Here is an 18682-nt window from a genome sequence, read left to right on the forward strand (position 1 = left end):
CTGAATAAAAATTGTACTGCTATATTAGTTAGTTTCTTTTTGCAGACATTTTTCAAAAAGTACATGATTTTCTAAATGAACATGTTGCAATGTTGCTTTTTCTAGAGCGGCAATTCTAGTATATACTAAACGCCAAGTTCCGCATGCTTCAACAGGAGGTTGGAAATCATTTGTGAGTTCTTCCATTTTTCGTAAAATAACTCCTGTATTATCATGATCTGATTTTAAATCTTGAATAATCGCATTAATATTTTCAACGTCTTTTCCTTCAGCAAAGGCAATCAGTTGAGGGAAGTCTTCCTTATCTTCTTTTTCAGTGTGTTCTAACATATTATTTTTAAAAGTCGTATACAAATCTTTCAATTCTAGAAGATATGGATGATTTGGACCGTGGACTTTCGCTAATTTAGTAACATAAGGTGTTAAATTTTTAAATTCTTCTTTCATAGGTTGATGATAAGCATCTTGAATGTATTGGATTAATGAAGGAATACTGAGATATTTAGGATTAAGACCTTCAGAACTAATATCTTGTTTACTTACTGCTTCTAATTCTGCTAATAAATCTTCTAATACTACTTTTTTCTTATCTTCTGCTGCTTTCTCGATAGTCACTTGCCCACCACAGCAAAAATCTATTCCAGAATGTTTGAAGACATCCGCAGTTTTAGGATAGTCGGTCACAACATTCGCTACAACATCATTTTTAGTAATCATAAAGCATTCTCCTTTTGATTCACTTCGACTCATCTCTAGTATAAGGAGAAGGGGAACAAATAAAAATAGTGATTTATTTAAGATAATGAAAGAATAGTAAAATAAAAATAATCGATCTTTAATTTTATTTGAAAAAGTTACTTTAAGAGTGATATGACTCTAAAAGGAATACTTTTCGAGATGTTTATTATCTATTTTAGTTACAAAACACTTCAATGGTAACTTAATAATCCTTTGTGTCAGATTTCTGAATTATTGATAATTATTCTCATTAATAAAATAAAGACTAGAACAATTTATGTCCTAGTCTCGTTATGAGTGCGCTTATTTTAAAGTACCAATTTTCACTTCGTCAGGATGTTTGCCTTGGCGTAAATTTTTATTTAGCTTATCAATCTTTTTAACATCTTTCTCTCTTAATTCGAATTTGATAGCATCAAAGTTCTCGTGAATTCTAGAAGGAGTTTTAGATTTAGGAATTACGATGCGGTCATGCATGAGATGCCAATTTAGTATAATTTGGGCAGGTGTTTTTTCATATTTCTCAGCTAGTTTTTCAATCACTGGATCTTCAAAAAGACCACGACCGCGCATTAAAGGCATCCAAGCAGTTACCTTGATATCATGTTGATCACAAAAATCTTGTAATTCTTGCTGATTTAAGTAAGGATGACATTCAATTTGGTTTACTGCAGGTACAATTTCTGTTTCAGCCATTAACTTTTCAAGATGATGCTGCTCAAAATTGCACACACCAATCGCTTTGATGCGTCCTTCTTTATAGAGTTCTTCCATTGCCTTATATGTTTCGATAAATAAGCCGTCTTCTTCGCATGGCCAATGCACTAAATAAAGATCAAGATAATCAGTTCCTAATCTTTTTAAAGAAGCCTCAAATTGTTCTTTTGTACTTTCATAACCTTGAAAATCGTTCCATACTTTAGAAGTTATAAATAATTTTTCGCGAGGAATATCACCTTTTTTAAGTGCTTCACCTAATTCTTTTTCATTTTTATAGATATAGGCTGTATCAAATGAACGATAACCAGCTTTTTCTGCAGCTTTCACTGCAGGTTTCATATGTGATTCATCAATTTTATAAACACCGAAACCTACACGTGGCATTTTTAAACCGTTATTCAACTTAGTGGTCTTCTTCAAAATGAGTCGCTCCTTTGCCCTTTTTCTTAATTGTAACAAACAACTTATCTGCAATACTATTAATTAGATAGCTAAAAAGTAAAAGTATAAAATTATACGTAATTTATTCGCACAAAAAAATAGAACCGAAATTCAAAATAAATTTGAACTTCGATTCTATCAATGAAAGTCTCATATTAGCTATAACATCTCATTATTTACGTTTACGCATTGCACCGAAAATGAATGATACAATAGCAACTAAAATAATTGTACCGATTAATGCAGGGAAGATTGAGATGCCGCCGAAGCTAGGTCCCCAATGTCCGAAAATAGCTGAACCTAACCAAGCACCAACGATACCTGCAATAATATTACCTAAAATTCCGCCTGGAATATCTTTACCTAAGATTGCGCCAGCTAACCAACCGATTAACCCGCCGACAATTAACATTATAATTAATCCCATTATAATTCCCTCCTGTCTCTCTAACAAAATTGTTCTTTTTGTTTTGCTTTTATTTCTATACCACTCAAACAGAAGGGATAATCATTAAATAATCAAATTTGTACTAAAATATTTTTATCCATAATAAAAACAAGATTAGAATTAAATAAATAATTACGAAAATATACCAAAATGGTGTAAGTAATGTCATTATCATGAAAGATAACACTATTAATATAGTGCCTAGAGTTAATTGACGACGTAATTTCTTAGATGATTGGTGGTTCCCTTTTTCATCGCTATTTTGAAAAGTGCTTAAAAATAACAGAGAGGCACCTATTAAAAAGAATGCAGGAGACAAATAAGGAATAGACATGTAATAAGAATCTTCACTTGTTTTAAATATAATAAAGAAGGAGATGCTCATCAGCGTAAATACAATAAATGCTACAAATTTTTGAGTTTCAAAGACAATCGGGCGCAGTTTCCAATCTGCAAGTAGGGCAAGTCCAGCCCAAATTATCATGAAAGTCACAAGTGAATATGAAATAAAATCATATTTACCAATAATATAGATGTTGACGACACTATTGATTGCTAGAGCAACTAATAGTGTGCTGAGTCTTAATTGACGTGGGGTGTGCAGCCACATATCGACTCCGATTGCTAATAATATAATTGAAATATTGATAATTATGTAAACGAGCATATGATGTGTCTCCTGACTACTATTATTCACTGAAGTATTATATCAAATTATAAGTGTTTTAATCATTAGAAAACACTTTGCGAAAGAAGAGAAGAATAGTATTAAAAAAGATTGCTCTGTTTTAAATAGACAAAACAGAACAATCTTTTTGAGAATATATAATTTATACACCTTTTTGATTGCTCCAAAGAAGGGTATGAAGTTGCGGCAATACATAAGCTTGATTCATATCACTGCTGTGCATTACCGTCTCTACTAAACTTTCATAACGTTCTAGTAAACGTGAGGTATGGTTTTCAACTTCTTCCTCTAAATAAGGATTGCCGACTTGTAAGTAAAATGGAATATCAGGATAGCGATGATGAATTTTTTTAGCGAATTCAAAGTCCCTGTCTTCAAAAACAACTACCTTTAAATTTAAGGATTCCGGTACGCATTGAGCAATGACATCATCTAATATTTCTAAGTTAGGTTTCATACCTGAGCTTGGTGGTTTCGGACTAATAGTTAAGTCGTTGATTTGGCGCATCCAAGGTTGATAACGACTGCCTTGGGTTTCTAAAGCGGTTTCGATACCTTGTTCTTCAAATAAATCCACTAACGCTTGAATTCCTTTAATTAAAGCAGGGTTGCCACCTGAAATTGTAACGTGATTAAAACAATCTCCGCCAACTTCCTTTAATTTCTGATAAATTTCTTCAGCGGACATCATTTGAATATCTTCTTTTGCACTGCCGTCCCAAGTAAACTTAGAATCGCACCAACTGCAATGATAATCACAACCTGCCGTGCGGACAAACATAGTTTTGCGGCCGATAACTCTTCCTTCACCTTGAATAGTAGGGCCGAAAATCTCTAATACAGGTATTTTAGCCATTGCGGAACTCCTTTGGTCGATAAACAACATAGCTGGAAGGTGTTTCACGCAGATATACTTGCGCACATTTCGGGTGATTAGGTTGTTGTTCTAATATTTCTTCAGTCATTTTGCAGATGGTCTGTGCTACTACTTCTGTTGACGGCATTTTGTCTTTGAATTGCGGTAAGTCGTTTAATAAATAATGATCAAATTGTTCGTGTATTTGTTTTTTTAAGTAAGCGAAATTAATTAAGAAACCACTATGGTCTAATTCGTCACCGACAATCGTTAAATTCACAAAATAAGTATGACCATGCGTACGCACGCATTTACCTGCATCTTCACATGGAATATAGTGTGCTGCTGCAAAATGAAAATCTTTATTTAATTCGAACGCGTAGGGATGAGAAACACTGGGGTAAATTTGTTGTAACATCCTACTTCACTCCTTTTTCTTCTAAATAAGCATTTAAACCGCGTGCACGTAATTTACAGGCAGGGCATTCACCGCAACCATCTGCAATAATGCCGTTGTAGCAAGTTAATGTTTGAGTACGTACATAATCTAAGACACCGAGTTGGTCGCTCAACGCCCAAGTTTCCTTTTTGTCTAGCCACATCAATGGTGTGTGGATAACAAAGTTTTTATCCATCGATAAGTTCAATGTGACGTTCATAGATTTAACGAAATCATCACGGCAGTCCGGATAACCTGAGAAGTCGGTTTCACAGACACCTGTAATAATGTGGCGTGCTTTGATTTGATAGGCTAATGCTCCAGCGAATGATAAAAATAATAAATTTCTAGCCGGTACAAAGGTATTAGGAACACCATCATCCGTTTGTTCGATTTCTAAATTATGTTGTGTGAGTGCATTAGGAGTAAGTTGGGAGAGAAGCGACATGTCTAGAATATGATGTTTTAAACCTTGCTCATCTGCAATTTTCTTTGCGACTTCGATTTCTGTATCATGACGTTGACCATATTGGAATGTAACGAGTTCAACTTCTTCAAATTTTTCTTTTGCGTAAAAAAGACATGTTGTACTATCTTGACCACCGCTGAATACAACCAGCGCTTTGTTATCATCAAGTGTGTGGGCTGACATAAATTGATTGCTCCTTTATCTTTCGCGGCCTAACTGAAAATAAAAAAATTGGACGCTGTATGAACTGCTTTGCTGTAAGTACAAATACAAGTTCTCAGGTCCAAGTTGACATGATAGACAATTTAATTTTATATTGCCTATCTCTATAAAAGATAGACGATTGAAAGTAAAAGTCTAGTTTTTTATAGAGGGTATCAGCTAGGAACCTCTGTTAATTGAATTCGTTAGATAGAATAATATATTTACAGGACAAAATCAAGACAGACTTCATGGGGTGTGTTACATTCTGGTGGATTATTTTGTAAAATAGATTTAAATCAAGCAATTTTGTTAAGGGGTATAGAGTATGATTATTATGATAGATAACAAAGATTCATTTACATACAATATAGTAGATTATCTGACTGTAGAAAGCGGGTCGGAAATTAAAGTAATAGACAGCAAAGATTTAACATTGCGAGAACTTGAAGCACTTCAACCTTCAGCGTTAGTTATTTCTCCAGGTCCTGGAAGTCCGAGCGATTATCCAATTTTATTCCAAATTCTTGAAAGATTTGAGGGTAAGATTCCTATCTTAGGTGTATGTCTCGGCTTTCAATTGATCATTGAGTATTATGGCGGCTCAATCATACCGAATACACGTCCGGTACATGGTCATACTACCAGCATTACGACTACTGCAGAAGGCATATTTGAGGGGTTGCCTCAATCATTTCAAGTGATGCGTTACCATTCATTAATGGCAGATCCTGCTGAAATTCCTGCAGTATTAAAAGTAACCGCTGAAAACACCGAACATATTATTATGGGCGTTCAACACCAATCTTACCCTGTATATGGGGTGCAATATCATCCAGAATCAATTTTAAGCGAATATGGGCATGAACAATTCCGACTGTTTGCACAGAAAGCGGGTGAAAGGGTTGTTAGCTAAATTCAACTTTCGTTACTACGAGGATGAAACTAAGTATCATACCTACCATTATGATTTTGAAAGTATCCAAGCATCTTCTGTAGCTTATCATTTAGAAGATGTCAAAGATGTGCTGGCCTTTGCGGAAGCTTATCAGAAAAAGGGTGAATATGTGGGTGTGTATCTACCTTACGAAGCAGCACCGGCATTCGATTCTGATATGGAAGTCAATCTACCTGAAACATCAGATTATGTTTATGCGGCTGCTTATGTCTTTACACAACCTGAAGCCACAGCGAAAGCGGAAGGGAAGCATCCACCTCAACTTTGCTTCAAGTTCCGGTTGCCTGATGAGATGCTGCAAGCGCATATTCAAGCGGTTCAAGAGGCGATTGTTGCTGGAAATACGTATCAAGTCAATTATACAACGCGTTTATATGATGAAATCCGTATGCCGATTACTGAATTATATACGTATTTGACCCAAACTGCACATGGAAATTATACAGCGCTCTTAGATACAGAGGAATTACAAGTGGCTTCCATCTCTCCCGAATTATTTTTCCAGAAGGGAGAATTTAAAGGGACTCAAGATGTGGTGCTGAGTAAGCCGATGAAGGGGACGATGCCTCGGGGCGTTGATGAAGCGGATGATCACATGTTCTATGAGCGGTTGGCGCATTCTGAGAAGGATCGTGCGGAAAATGTCATGATTGTGGATTTATTGCGGAATGATATTTCGCGGATTGCGGTTCCGGGAAGTGTGAAGGTGTATCAGCCGTTCCATATTGAGCGTTATGAAACAGTCTATCAGATGACGAGTATGGTGACTGGAGTGATGCGTCAAGGGACTGCTTTGGTGCGTTTGTTTGAAGCGTTGTTTCCATGCGGTTCAATCACGGGGGCGCCTAAAATCAATACGATGCGCTATATTAAACAGTTGGAGGAAGTGCCGCGTCACGGATACTGCGGTACAATCGGTTTAATGTTGCCGGATGGGAAAGCGATATTTAATGTAGCTATCAGAACGATACAGTATATTGAAGGTAAAGCGATTTATGGCGTGGGGGCAGGGATTACGATTGATTCGGATCCTGCAGCTGAAGTGTCAGAGTTCAAGGCGAAAACTAAGATATTGGGGTAGTGAAGAATGTATTTGTTTGAAACGATGCGAGTGGATGAAGGCGAGATTCCGAGAAAGGTTTATCATACGAGAAGAATTGCGCAATCAGCTGAACGATTGGGCTATAGATTTGATAATGAAAAGTGGGAAGAATATCTGGAAGCGATTTGTGCGGAATATGCAAGCGGTGTGTGGCGCTTAAAGGTTATGTTGGGGAAGGACGGAAGTTTATCGCATCAGATTGTGGAGTTGCCGAATAAGCGTAGTTTCACTGCACATTTTGAGTTGATAGATCATCAATTTCCTCAATGGCAATATACGTGCAAAACTTCAGAACGGGAGCATGTCACGCATTCTCATGTTACAGATGTTGTCTTATATTATGATACGACTGGCAAAGTGTTGGAGTTTGATATTGGCAATGTGGTTGTGGAAGAAGAGGGGCAATGGTATACACCTCCTTTTGAACATGATTTTTTAAAAGGCTGCATGCGCCAAGCTATGTTGGATAAGGGACAGTTGCAGTTGCGTTCTTATCAGGTTGATGAGTTGAAGGAAAAGTTGAGAAGCGGGCAAGCCCGAATTTTTCTAATAAATAGTTTGCGAGAGGTTGCCGATATTCGGATTAATCTTTAAAATTGATAATGTTCAGAACAATCAAAGTAAATGAAGGGTATAAATAAAGGTGGCAGCATGTTAGGAATCATCATTATTTTAATAGTTGCTGCAACATTTCTCGCTCAGCAAGGTTCCAAGCGGTTGATTAAGCGACATTATTATCGAACAGCCCGCTTACTAGTGAGCGGAATGTTGATGATACAGCTGGTACTCGTGTATTACTTCATGAAATTACTTGTTTTATATATTATAGATTTATTGAATATGTTTTATAACCAATAATAATTCGAGGTGCGTTATGAAGATTTATAGTCAAGGTGACCAAGCGATTGTAGTTTCGGTGGAAAAAGAAGTGACCCAAAATACAACTGAAGATTTATTGGCATTGCGTTCTTATTTAGTAGAACAAGATTATCCTTTTATTACTGAAATTGTACCGACTGAATCGGATATGATGATTGTGTATGATGCGAGAAGTATGATTAAACACCATCACATTAAGTCGCCTTTCCAATATATGAAAGAATTACTGCAATCTATCAAAATTGAAGTGAAACATGGAGATGCTGTCAGTATGCCGACGGAAATTCCGGTTTATTATGGTGGTACTTATGGGCCGGATTTAGAAGCATTGCTGGAATTTTATAAAATGGATAAAGAAACTTTTATTCAGCTGCATTCTCAAAAAACTTATTTCGTTTCCATGATGGGCTATTCTCCTGGCTTTCCGTATTTAACGGGGATGAATGAGCGCTTGTATATTAACCACACAGGAGACACGAAAAAATATATTCCGGCGGGTTCTGTTATTTTAGAAGGTAAAAAGAGCGGTATCGTTACAACTGATACATATGGAGACTGGATTGTTATCGGTTATACACCGGTTAAGTTATTCGACCCTTCAAAAGAAGATTTTACATTGTTGAAATTAGGCGATACGATTCGTTTCAAAGCAACTGAACCAGAGTCCGAAAAGATTGGAGGAACATTATAATGTCAATCATCATAGAAGATCCTGGCTTATTTGCCAGCTTTCAAGATTTTGGACGTCAAGGGTATGAACATGATGGCGTGATACCAGGCGGAGCAATTGATTTCTTAGCTCATGAAGTGGCCAATCGTTTAGTTGCGAATGATAAGAATGAAGCAACGCTAGAAATGACGACTAAAATGGCGCGCATACGTTTTACTGAACCAACTTTGATTGCCTTAGCAGGAGGCAACTTTAAAGCTTGGACTCAGCAGATGCGTATTCTGCCTAATAAATTATATTTAGTTGAAAAAGGCGATGTGCTTCAATTCTCTGAAACTAATCGCACGTCGCGTGTTTATTTAGCAATAGGGGGCGGAGTTGAATTAGAAGAGTGGCTCGGCTCTACCTCTACTGATTTTCTCTCTCACATCGGAGGATATGAAGGTCGCAAGTTGCAAACTGGCGATGCTATTAATATGAAACGTGATTATTCCGAACGTCATTTGAAATTGTTTGATAATCTGAAACACACTCATAAAACTGATTGGGGTGTGGATGGGTATGCACTGTCATTCAATTATATGTCAGATATGTTTCATGTCATTTTGAATAAAGGTGCTGAAGATTTTGACGAAGAAACATTGAATCGTTTTACACGTGAAGAATATAAAGTAACCAGCAAGGCGAATCGTGCTGGGATGATTTTAGAAGGCGAGCCGGTAAAAGCGTATTATGAAGATATGCCGCCGCATCAATCGGTTAAACGAGGCACAATACAAGTAAAACGTGACGGTTCACCGATTATTTTATTAAATGATCATTATACGTTAGGCAGTTATCCGCAAATCGGTACAATTGCCAGCTATCATCTCACTAAACTCGCTCAAAAACCGCAGGGTTCTAAATTAAAGTTCCAATATATCGATGTTTACACTGCAGAAGACAATCTAATGAAATACAGCAGCTGGGTACAACAGCTATTTCATGGCATTGAATATAGAATGCTGCAAGAAATGCAAAAATAAACTAAAATTATCTATTTAAATATAGGATGCTGATCGGATAATACTATTCGGTCAGTTTTTTTGTTTAAAGAAGTGCAAATTTATACAGTATTGTTAAAAAAGAGTACTAGGTCTGGAGTCTGATTTGAAAATAAGGAAAAGCGTGTATAATTTAACGCTATCGACACTCTTTAATTACAATAAAAGCTTGATTTAACAATAGCTAAGCTTTGTTTTCATTGTACCTTATTATAAAATTAACAAATAAAAAATAAAGTATAATAAGTAAAAAACGACTAGGTTATTGCTTGAAATCCGAGCCGAATTGTTCTATATTTAATTACTGTACTACGTACTTTTTGTTACAAACAGATTACAAAAAGTGGAGATTGTAAATGAATGATTAACCAAAAATAATGTTTAACGAAAATGTTTGATGAAACAAAGAGGTTGAGATAAGGGTTGTTTGAAATTCCGTGTAGTGAGTAACAGATTTCACTTTTAATCTCAACCTAGTTTTTAATGTATAGAGTGATTCAAGATGAATAAATAATAACGGGGGAGACACACATGAGTCTGCAGAAAAAGAAAATAAGCATCTTTGGCTTTTTTATACTCACGCTTATCACGTTGAGTTTAAAGACATACTTTGCTTATTATGTTGATTTTTCTTTAGGAGTTAAGGGATTAGTTCAAAATTTGATTCTATTGATGAATCCATATAGCTTAATCGCACTGGTATTAAGCGTATTCTTGTTCTTTAAAGGTAAGAAAGCATTTTGGTTTATGTTTGTAGGCGGGTTCTTACTTACATTTTTACTTTATGCGAATGTCGTTTATTTTAGATTTTTCTCAGACTTCTTGACATTCAGTACCTTGAACCAAGCAGGTAATGTTGAATCTATGGGCGGAGCAGTATCAGCTTCATTCAAATGGTATGACTTTGTATACTTTATTGATACAATTGTTTACTTGTTTATACTGATCTTCAAATCTCAATGGTTAAACACACGTACATTCAGCAAGAAATTCGTACCGGTTGTAATGGCCGTTTCAGTTGCATTGTTCTTCTTGAACTTAGCATTTGCTGAAACAGACCGTCCTGAATTATTAACACGTACATTTGACCATAAATATCTTGTAAAATATTTAGGACCTTATAACTTTACAGTTTATGACGGTGTCAAGACGATTCAGAATAACCAAGAAAAAGCATTGGCATCAGAAGATGATTTAACGAAAGTGTTAAACTACACAAAACATAAGCAAACACAGCCGAACCCTGAATATTATGGTGTAGCTAAAAAGAAAAATATTATCAAAATCCATTTAGAGAGTTTCCAAACATTCTTGATCAACAAGAAAGTAAATGGTAAAGAAGTTACTCCATTCTTGAATAAATTATCTTCAGGTAATGACGAGTTCAGATATTATCCAAACTTCTTCCATCAAACTGGTCAAGGTAAAACATCAGATGCGGAATTCACAATGGATAACAGTTTATACGGATTGCCTCAAGGTTCTGCGTATTCACTGAAAGGTTCTAATACTTTCCAATCATTACCAGCTATTCTGGATCAAAAAGAAGGCTATAATAGTAACGTAATGCATGGTGACTACAAAACATTCTGGAACCGTGATCAAGTTTATAAACATTTCGGTATCGATAAATTCTACGATGCAACATACTATGATATGAGTCCTAATAATATTGAAAACTTAGGATTGAAAGACATGCCGTTCTTTAAAGCATCAGCAGATTATCAATCTAAAATGAAACAACCATTCTATTCACATCTTATTACGTTGACAAACCACTATCCATTTACGTTGTCATCTGAAGATGCGGATATTGAAAAACCGAACACTGGTGACTCAACAGTAGACGGATATGTACAAACAGCAAATTATCTTGATAGATCATTAGAAGAATATATTAATGACTTGAAAGCCAAAGGTCTTTACAAAAATTCTGTAATTATTATTTACGGTGACCACTATGGTATTTCAGAAAATCATAATAAAGCTATGGAAAAATTATTAGGTGAAGATATTACACCAGCAAAATTCATGGACTTGAACCGCACTGGTTTATGGATGAAGATTCCTGGTAAACAAGGCGGCGTTGACAACACTTACGGTGGTCAAGTAGACGTTATGCCGACATTATTACACTTAGTAGGTATTGATTCTAAAAATTACTTGATGATGGGTACAGATTTATTATCTAAAGACCATTCACAATTAGTACCATTCAGAAATGGTGATTTCATTACACCGAAATATAAATATGTAAACGGCAAAGCTTATGACAATAAAACAAATCAACCGTTGACAAAAGAGCCGGCCGATTTACAGAAAAATAAACAACAAGTCGAAAAAGATTTAGAAATGAGCGATAATGTTCTAAACGGCGACTTATTCAGATTCTACAAAAACCCTGACTTCAAAAAAGTAGACCCATCAAAATATCAATATAAAACGGGTCCAAAAGGCTCAGAACAAAAATAGAGTAAAAAATTCACAAGAGAGTATTTAGAACTGCCGAGTTCTAAATACTCTCTTTCTTTTTGTACTTATGTAAATCGACACAATAATAAAATTTGTCTATTATTTCTTTTTCTCATGATTTATTTACAATTTCTTAATAATAATCGGTACTTCTAAGCGGTACGACAGTATCATTTAAGCTCTAAAAGGTGTATAATATATGGAACTGATTTCACTATAAGCAATCCTAAATAGTGAACAATAGAACAAATGAACGTACGAATATAAGTGGAGGCTGACAATGGAATCATACAAAATAGAACACTTACATAAATCTTACGCGGATAAGGTAATATTTGATGATTTACACTTATCTGTCTCAGAACATGAACGCATTGGACTCGTAGGGATTAACGGAACTGGCAAAAGTACTTTGCTGAAAGTGATAGCAGGCTTAGATGACGACTATGAAGCAGAAGTAAATTGTCCCAATCAATATCGCATTCGTTATTCATCTCAAAAGCAAGACTTAAATGAAGATAAGACAGTTTTAGAAGAAGTGTTGAGTGCGGATACAACTGCAGTTAAGTTGATCAAAAATTATGAAACAGCAGTTCAACGGTATACTGAAACTCAAAATGATGCAGACTTTCAAAAAATGATGCAAGCTCAAGAAGCAATGGATCAAGCTGAAGCTTGGGATTATAGTGCAGAGGTTAAAACAATATTATCAAAATTAGGAATAAACGATACTGCTCAATCCGTACAAGCATTATCAGGCGGACAACAGAAAAGGGTGGTGCTTGCTAAAACGTTAATCGAACAACCAGATTTATTATTGTTGGATGAACCGACCAACCACTTAGATTTCGATTCGATTAAATGGTTGATTAATTACGTAAAACAATATCCGCACACTGTATTGTTTGTGACACATGATCGGTACTTCCTGAATGAAGTCTCTACACGTATTGTTGAATTAGATAGAGGCAAATTGCGTACGTACCCAGGGAACTATGAGGATTATATTGCGATGCGTGCTGAAAATGAACAAATTGAGCAACAGCAAAATCAGAAGCAACGCTCGTTATACAAACAAGAATTGTCATGGATGCGTGCAGGTGCTAAGGCACGTTCAACAAAACAGCAAGCAAGAATCAATCGTTTCAGTGATTTGGAATCACAAGTTAAAAATCAGACCACACGTGAAACAGGACAGCTCAACCTTGCACATTCAAGATTAGGCAAACAGGTCTTTGAACTAGAAGATTTAACTAAGCGCATTGCAGAAAAGACTTTATTTGAACATGTTACCCAGATTATTCAAAATGGACAGCAAATCGGTATTGTGGGACCGAATGGTGCTGGCAAGACAACATTATTGAATATTCTAGCTGGGGAAGATATTGATTATTCAGGGGTTGTTAAAATAGGTCAAACAGTGAAGACTGCCTACTTTAAGCAAACTGATGAACGTTTAGACAGAGATATCCGTGTGATTGACTTTTTACGTGAGGAAAGTGAAGTTGCCAAAGAAAAAGACGGAACGACTGTTTCAGTCACGCAGCTTTTAGAAAGATTTTTATTCCCAAGTGCCACACACGGCAAAAAGGTATATAAACTATCAGGCGGCGAACAAAAAAGACTTTACTTGCTTAGACTGTTAGTACATCAACCGAATGTATTGTTATTAGATGAGCCTACGAATGATTTAGATACCGAAACATTGACCATTCTTGAGGACTATATTGCGACATTCGGCGGCACTATTATTACTGTCAGTCACGATAGATACTTCTTGAACAAGGTCGCTCAAGAATTCTGGTATGTTCATGATGGGCAAATTGAACGTATTATCGGAAACTTCGAAGATTATGAAAAATATAAAGAAGAACAAACTAAGCGTAAAGAAGCAAGCAAACAGCAACCTAAACAAACGAAAGAAAGACAACGTAAAGGGTTATCGTATAAAGAAAAGCGTGAATATGAAACGGTGATGGCAAGAATTGAGGAATCAGAAGCGCGTCTTGAAGCAATTGAACAAGAGATGGTAGATGCGAGGGATGATTATACAAAAATACAAGCACTTAATTCTGAAAAAGAAACTTTAGAGGCACAATACGAGCAAGATATGACAAGATGGAGTGAACTTGAAGAATTAAAGGAACAATGAGGGGTCAAAAATATGGAAACAACATTATCACATTATTTTGGATACCAAACATTCCGTCCTGGACAAAAAGAAATTATTTCCAAAATACTAGATAAACAAAATGTGTTAGGGGTTTTACCGACTGGTGGCGGTAAATCATTATGTTATCAAGTACCGGGTCTGATGATGGGCGGAGTCACTGTTGTAATCAGTCCGTTGATTTCATTGATGAAAGACCAAGTAGATCAGTTGAAAGCGATGGGGATTAATGCAGCATATTTAAACAGCAGTTTATCTCAAAAAGACCAAAAAGCTGTAGAGAAACAATTACTTAATGGTGAAATACAATTTTTATATGTGGCACCAGAACGTTTTGAAAATAATCAGTTCATGAAATTGCTTTATGGATTGGATATTAAATTGGTTGCATTTGATGAAGCACACTGTATTTCAAAATGGGGTCATGATTTCAGACCGAGTTACCAACAAGTCATCGGTAAAGTGATGTGTCTGCCGCAACGCTTTGCAGTTGCTGCTTTGACTGCTACCGCAACAGCTGAAGTGCAGCAAGACATTATGGAAAGACTGCATATCGCCCCAAACGACATGGTTAAGACGAGTATTAAACGTCCGAATTTAAAATTCAAAGTCAATTCAACGTATCAGCGTCAGAAATTTGTGTTGGAATATGTAAAGGAACACGCAGATAAAGCGGGTATTATTTATTGCTCTACACGTAAACAAGTAGAAGAACTGCAACAAGTTTTCGAAGACCAAGATATTAATAGTGCGATTTATCATGCGGGTTTAACTAATAAAGAACGTGAAGCGGCTCAAAATGACTTTGTTTTTGATAAAACTAAAGTCGTTATTGCGACGAACGCATTTGGAATGGGAATCGATAAGTCTAATGTTCGCTTCGTCATTCACTATAATATGCCAGGTGATTTGGAATCTTATTATCAAGAAGCGGGGCGTGCTGGGCGTGATGGATTAGAGAGTGATTGTATTTTATTATATAGCGAACGTGACATTGGTCTGCATCAATTCTTTATTGCTTCTTCTAAAGCAGATGATGATTACAAAGAAAAAATGGGTGAGAAACTCAATAAAATGATTCAATATACTAAGACGAAGAAATGCTTAGAAGCAACCTTAGTCCATTATTTTGAACCTAACGAGAAACTAGAAGAATGCGGACGCTGCAGTAATTGTGTTAATGAAAATAAAACATATGACATGACGGACGAAGCTAAAAAAATCATCAGCTGTATTGTCCGTATGCGTCAGCAAGAAACTTATGGCGTGATAATTCAAGTGCTGAGAGGGGAAATCTCTGATTATGTAAAATATAATCAATACGATGAATTGTCCACTTTTGGTATTATGAAAGCTTATACAACCTCAGAATGCAGTCATCTGATTGATGAATTACGATTTAAAGGCTTCTTGAATGAAAATGATGAAGTTTTAACTTGTGATAAAAAGGTTAAAAAAGTGTTAAGCGAAGGTTTAAAAATTTATACAGTACCATTTAAACGAAAAGCCAAAGAAAAAGTGAATATCAATACTATCGAAGGGGTAGACCGCGCTTTGTTTGATGAATTAGTTGCGGTTAGAAAAGGATTGAGTGAAAAGCTGAATATTGCACCGATTAGTATCTTCACAGATTTTACTTTGGAAGAATTTGCGAAACGCAAGCCAGAATCAAAACAAGAGATGATTGCGATCGATGGAGTTGGCAGCTATAAATTAAAGCATTACTGTCCGAAATTCATTGAAACTATTCATAATTATAAAGCGCAAGTTTAAAGTGATTTTTTAAGAACAGCAAGTTTAACAACGAAAGGGTGCCGCCACTGTTAGCTTGTTGTTCTTTTTTAAATAAAGAGAAATGTGGGTGAGGGAATGATAGAGTTCAAGAATGTCAGCAAAAAATATGGAAATAAAACTGCAGTTGATGATGTCAGCTTCAAAATTAATGAAGGAGAGTTTTTTGTTTTAATTGGACCGTCTGGATGCGGAAAAACAACGACGTTGAAAATGATTAATCGTTTAATACCGTTGACAGAGGGCTACATTTATTTTAAAGATGCGCCTATCAGTGATTATCCAGTATACGAAATGCGTTGGGACATCGGTTATGTATTACAGCAAATTGCTCTTTTTCCGCATATGTCAGTGAAAGAGAATATTGCACAAGTTCCTCAAATGAAGGGTTGGAATAAAGATAAAATTGATGCACGCGTAGACGAATTGTTAAAAATGGTGAATTTAGATCCTGATACATATCGTAATCGTAAACCTGACGAGCTATCTGGCGGTCAAAGACAACGTGTTGGGGTAATCAGAGCCCTTGCTGCTGATCCACCTGTTATTTTAATGGATGAACCTTTCAGCGCTTTAGACCCAATCAGTCGTACAAAATTGCAAGATGACTTGATTGAATTGCAAAAGCAGATTAAGAAAACTATTATTTTTGTAACACACGATATTGATGAAGCGATGAAGCTGGGAGACCGAATTTGTTTGCTGAATGAGGGACATGTGGAACAAATCGATACTCCAGAGCATTTTATTAAACATCCTAAAAACGATTTCGTAAAACAATTTATCAGTCAATATGATAGAAACGTTCAACAACAGTTGAATTTGGATGATATATTGCAAAATACTGAATTGAAATCTCTTCAATCAACACACGATTTGCCTATTGTGCAACATGACGCACCTTTGAAGAAAGTGTATAAAGATTTAGCGCGCTACGATGCAATTGCAGTAGAGCGTAAGGGTCAAACACATATGTTGACGAGAGAAGATATTTTCAACTTCTTAGCTGATAGTGAAAGAGGTGACGCATCATGAATGCATTTTTAGAAACGTTATCAGCGCGTAAAGGCGAGTTGCTCAGTACCATATTAGAACATATCCAAATTTCATTTATTGCGCTTTTAATTGCATGCTTGATTGGTGTTCCGCTTGGTATTTTGTTAACGAAGACGAAGCATGTATCTGAGTTTGTCATTAATATTGCTGCCGTACTGCAAACGATTCCGTCATTAGCACTCTTAGGATTAATGATTCCTATTTTTGGAATTGGAACTTTACCGGCTATTATTGCTTTAGTGGTTTATGCTTTGCTGCCGATTCTCAGAAATACATACACTGGGATCAAAGAAGTGGATCCTTCTTTAGTGGAAGCGGCTAAAGGGATTGGAATGAAGCCTGGAAGAAGATTGACGAAAGTCGAACTGCCTATTGCGATGCCGATTATCATGGCAGGGATACGTACTGCTATGGTGCTTATCATCGGTACTGCCACATTAGCTGCATTAATTGGTGCAGGCGGTTTAGGGGATTTAATCTTACTCGGTATTGACCGAAATAATAGTTCTCTTATTTTATTAGGTGCGATTCCAGCAGCTATTCTAGCTATTATCTTTGATTTGGCTTTACGCTACATGCAAAACTTATCTTATAAAAAAATATTGATTACTTTAGGGGCGCTTTTACTTATTGTCGTTCTTGTCATTATTATTCCTTTATTCGGAGGCAAAGGTGATAAAGTTACAATTGCTGGTAAATTAGGGTCTGAACCTTCAATTATTACGAACATGTATAAAATTTTAATTGAAGAAGAGACAGACGACACAGTAGATGTAAAAGATGGAATGGGTAAAACATCCTTCCTATTCAACGCCTTGAAATCTGATGATATCGATGGTTACTTAGAATTTACAGGCACCGTTCTAGGTGAATTAACGAAAGAACCATTAAAATCTAAAGAAGAACATAAAGTGTATGAGCAAGCTAAAACAAGTCTTGAAAAGAAAGATAAGATGACTTTATTGAAACCGATGAAATATAACAACACTTATGCACTAGCGGTCAAGCGCGATTTTGCTAAAAAACATCACTTGAAAACAATCGGTGATTTAGAAAAAGTTCAAGATCAAATCAAACCTGGTTTCACACTCGAATTTAATGATCGTCCGGATGGATTCAAAGCTGTATCTAAAGCCTATGATTTAAAATTTGATAATATCCGTACTATGGAACCGAAATTACGTTATCAAGCAGTCAAGAAAGGCGATATTAACTTAATTGATGCCTATTCTACAGACGCTGAATTAAAACAATACGATATGCAAGTGTTGAAAGATGATAAGCATGTCTTCCCACCTTATCAAGGTGCGCCGATGTTCAAAGAAAAATACTTAAAAGAACATCCTGAAATTAAAAAGCCGTTGAATAAATTAGCCGGTAAAATTACAGATGAAGAAATGCAAGAAATGAATTACAAAGTAACAGTGAAAAATGAAGATTCGTATAAAGTAGCAAAAGATTATTTAGAAAAACACCACCTGATTAAATAATGAGGAAGCTGCTTGAGATTTATTGCGGGGCCGGGACAGAATAATGTTCCG

At 35.9% G+C, this 18682-nt stretch carries 18 protein-coding genes; 11 read left to right on the forward strand and 7 right to left on the reverse strand.

Annotated features, from left to right (window positions below; all coding sequences use genetic code 11):
* Window positions 1–24: 24 nt before the first annotated feature.
* From scdA to queC, 7 genes are all read right to left on the reverse strand, one after another.
* The gene (gene scdA / locus CNQ82_RS03450; protein ID WP_123144100.1) at window positions 25–717 is read right to left on the reverse strand and encodes an iron-sulfur cluster repair di-iron protein ScdA; all 693 of its coding nucleotides are present in this window, start codon (window positions 715–717) and stop codon (window positions 25–27) included.
* Window positions 718–1041: 324 nt separating this feature from the next.
* On the reverse strand, window positions 1042–1842 hold the full coding sequence (locus tag CNQ82_RS03455) for an aldo/keto reductase (protein ID WP_123145635.1): 801 nt from the start codon (window positions 1840–1842) through the stop codon (window positions 1042–1044).
* A 229-nt stretch (window positions 1843–2071) separates the two neighbouring features.
* Window positions 2072–2326, reverse strand: a complete 255-nt coding sequence (locus CNQ82_RS03460) for a GlsB/YeaQ/YmgE family stress response membrane protein (RefSeq protein ID WP_123144101.1) — start codon at window positions 2324–2326, stop codon at window positions 2072–2074.
* 103 nt (window positions 2327–2429) lie between these two features.
* On the reverse strand, window positions 2430–3014 hold the full coding sequence (locus tag CNQ82_RS03465) for a hypothetical protein (RefSeq protein ID WP_123144102.1): 585 nt from the start codon (window positions 3012–3014) through the stop codon (window positions 2430–2432).
* A gap of 163 nt (window positions 3015–3177) precedes the next feature.
* Window positions 3178–3891 carry a 7-carboxy-7-deazaguanine synthase QueE gene (queE, locus tag CNQ82_RS03470; protein ID WP_123144103.1) on the reverse strand — a complete coding sequence of 238 codons (714 nt, stop codon included), beginning with the start codon at window positions 3889–3891 and terminating at the stop codon, window positions 3178–3180.
* The gene (gene queD, locus CNQ82_RS03475; protein WP_123144104.1) at window positions 3884–4309 is read right to left on the reverse strand and encodes a 6-carboxytetrahydropterin synthase QueD; all 426 of its coding nucleotides are present in this window, start codon (window positions 4307–4309) and stop codon (window positions 3884–3886) included. The genes queE and queD overlap by 8 nt, the downstream gene beginning before the upstream one ends.
* Window position 4310: 1 nt before the next feature.
* Window positions 4311–4982 carry a 7-cyano-7-deazaguanine synthase QueC gene (gene queC, locus CNQ82_RS03480; RefSeq protein WP_123144105.1) on the reverse strand — a complete coding sequence of 224 codons (672 nt, stop codon included), beginning with the start codon at window positions 4980–4982 and terminating at the stop codon, window positions 4311–4313.
* Between the two features lie 346 nt (window positions 4983–5328).
* On the opposite strand from queC, the gene CNQ82_RS03485 reads away from it, so the two are divergent.
* From CNQ82_RS03485 to CNQ82_RS03535, 11 genes are all read left to right on the forward strand, one after another.
* Window positions 5329–5916, forward strand: coding sequence for an anthranilate synthase component II (locus CNQ82_RS03485; protein WP_123144106.1), 588 nt, complete (start codon window positions 5329–5331; stop codon window positions 5914–5916).
* Window positions 5906–7039: a chorismate-binding protein gene (locus CNQ82_RS03490; RefSeq protein WP_123144107.1), complete on the forward strand. Its 1134-nt coding sequence runs from the start codon at window positions 5906–5908 to the stop codon at window positions 7037–7039. Before CNQ82_RS03485 ends, CNQ82_RS03490 begins: the two co-directional genes overlap by 11 nt.
* A 6-nt stretch (window positions 7040–7045) precedes the next feature.
* Window positions 7046–7654 (forward strand): aminotransferase class IV, encoded by a 609-nt coding sequence (locus CNQ82_RS03495; RefSeq protein ID WP_123144108.1) that lies wholly within the window; start codon window positions 7046–7048, stop codon window positions 7652–7654.
* A 30-nt stretch (window positions 7655–7684) separates the two neighbouring features.
* Entirely contained in the window at window positions 7685–7918 is a 234-nt protein-coding gene (locus CNQ82_RS03500) for a hypothetical protein (RefSeq protein WP_164711939.1), read from the forward strand.
* Window positions 7919–7934: 16 nt separating this feature from the next.
* Window positions 7935–8630: a 5-oxoprolinase subunit PxpB gene (pxpB, locus tag CNQ82_RS03505; protein ID WP_123144110.1), complete on the forward strand. Its 696-nt coding sequence runs from the start codon at window positions 7935–7937 to the stop codon at window positions 8628–8630.
* On the forward strand, window positions 8630–9634 hold the full coding sequence (locus CNQ82_RS03510) for a 5-oxoprolinase subunit C family protein (protein ID WP_123144111.1): 1005 nt from the start codon (window positions 8630–8632) through the stop codon (window positions 9632–9634). The genes pxpB and CNQ82_RS03510 overlap by 1 nt, the downstream gene beginning before the upstream one ends.
* A gap of 549 nt (window positions 9635–10183) precedes the next feature.
* Window positions 10184–12124 (forward strand): polyglycerol-phosphate lipoteichoic acid synthase LtaS, encoded by a 1941-nt coding sequence (ltaS, locus tag CNQ82_RS03515; protein ID WP_123144112.1) that lies wholly within the window; start codon window positions 10184–10186, stop codon window positions 12122–12124.
* 274 nt (window positions 12125–12398) lie between these two features.
* Window positions 12399–14276, forward strand: coding sequence for an ABC-F family ATP-binding cassette domain-containing protein (locus tag CNQ82_RS03520; protein WP_206125380.1), 1878 nt, complete (start codon window positions 12399–12401; stop codon window positions 14274–14276).
* 12 nt (window positions 14277–14288) lie between these two features.
* The gene (gene recQ / locus CNQ82_RS03525) at window positions 14289–16067 is read left to right on the forward strand and encodes a DNA helicase RecQ (RefSeq protein WP_123144114.1); all 1779 of its coding nucleotides are present in this window, start codon (window positions 14289–14291) and stop codon (window positions 16065–16067) included.
* Window positions 16068–16163: 96 nt separating this feature from the next.
* The gene (locus CNQ82_RS03530) at window positions 16164–17120 is read left to right on the forward strand and encodes an ABC transporter ATP-binding protein (protein WP_123144115.1); all 957 of its coding nucleotides are present in this window, start codon (window positions 16164–16166) and stop codon (window positions 17118–17120) included.
* On the forward strand, window positions 17117–18631 hold the full coding sequence (locus CNQ82_RS03535; RefSeq protein WP_123144116.1) for an ABC transporter permease/substrate-binding protein: 1515 nt from the start codon (window positions 17117–17119) through the stop codon (window positions 18629–18631). Before CNQ82_RS03530 ends, CNQ82_RS03535 begins: the two co-directional genes overlap by 4 nt.
* Window positions 18632–18682: the final 51 nt, after the last annotated feature.

It is taken from the genome of Staphylococcus debuckii (assembly GCF_003718735.1).
In the GTDB taxonomy this organism is placed as follows: domain Bacteria; phylum Bacillota; class Bacilli; order Staphylococcales; family Staphylococcaceae; genus Staphylococcus; species Staphylococcus debuckii.

Excerpts from the sequence above, each read along its gene's own strand:
- scdA (WP_123144100.1), bottom strand. The coding sequence starts at position 717 with ATGATTACTAAAAATGATGTTGTAGCGAATGTTGTGACCGACTATCCT.
- CNQ82_RS03455 (WP_123145635.1), bottom strand. The coding sequence starts at position 1,842 with ATGCCACGTGTAGGTTTCGGTGTTTATAAAATTGATGAATCACATATG.
- CNQ82_RS03460 (WP_123144101.1), bottom strand. The coding sequence starts at position 2,326 with ATGGGATTAATTATAATGTTAATTGTCGGCGGGTTAATCGGTTGGTTA.
- CNQ82_RS03465 (WP_123144102.1), bottom strand. The coding sequence starts at position 3,014 with ATGCTCGTTTACATAATTATCAATATTTCAATTATATTATTAGCAATC.
- queE (WP_123144103.1), bottom strand. The coding sequence starts at position 3,891 with ATGGCTAAAATACCTGTATTAGAGATTTTCGGCCCTACTATTCAAGGT.
- queD (WP_123144104.1), bottom strand. The coding sequence starts at position 4,309 with ATGTTACAACAAATTTACCCCAGTGTTTCTCATCCCTACGCGTTCGAA.
- queC (WP_123144105.1), bottom strand. The coding sequence starts at position 4,982 with ATGTCAGCCCACACACTTGATGATAACAAAGCGCTGGTTGTATTCAGC.
- CNQ82_RS03485 (WP_123144106.1), top strand. The coding sequence starts at position 5,329 with ATGATTATTATGATAGATAACAAAGATTCATTTACATACAATATAGTA.
- CNQ82_RS03495 (WP_123144108.1), top strand. The coding sequence starts at position 7,046 with ATGTATTTGTTTGAAACGATGCGAGTGGATGAAGGCGAGATTCCGAGA.
- CNQ82_RS03500 (WP_164711939.1), top strand. The coding sequence starts at position 7,685 with ATGAAGGGTATAAATAAAGGTGGCAGCATGTTAGGAATCATCATTATT.
- pxpB (WP_123144110.1), top strand. The coding sequence starts at position 7,935 with ATGAAGATTTATAGTCAAGGTGACCAAGCGATTGTAGTTTCGGTGGAA.
- CNQ82_RS03510 (WP_123144111.1), top strand. The coding sequence starts at position 8,630 with ATGTCAATCATCATAGAAGATCCTGGCTTATTTGCCAGCTTTCAAGAT.
- ltaS (WP_123144112.1), top strand. The coding sequence starts at position 10,184 with ATGAGTCTGCAGAAAAAGAAAATAAGCATCTTTGGCTTTTTTATACTC.
- recQ (WP_123144114.1), top strand. The coding sequence starts at position 14,289 with ATGGAAACAACATTATCACATTATTTTGGATACCAAACATTCCGTCCT.
- CNQ82_RS03530 (WP_123144115.1), top strand. The coding sequence starts at position 16,164 with ATGATAGAGTTCAAGAATGTCAGCAAAAAATATGGAAATAAAACTGCA.
- CNQ82_RS03535 (WP_123144116.1), top strand. The coding sequence starts at position 17,117 with ATGAATGCATTTTTAGAAACGTTATCAGCGCGTAAAGGCGAGTTGCTC.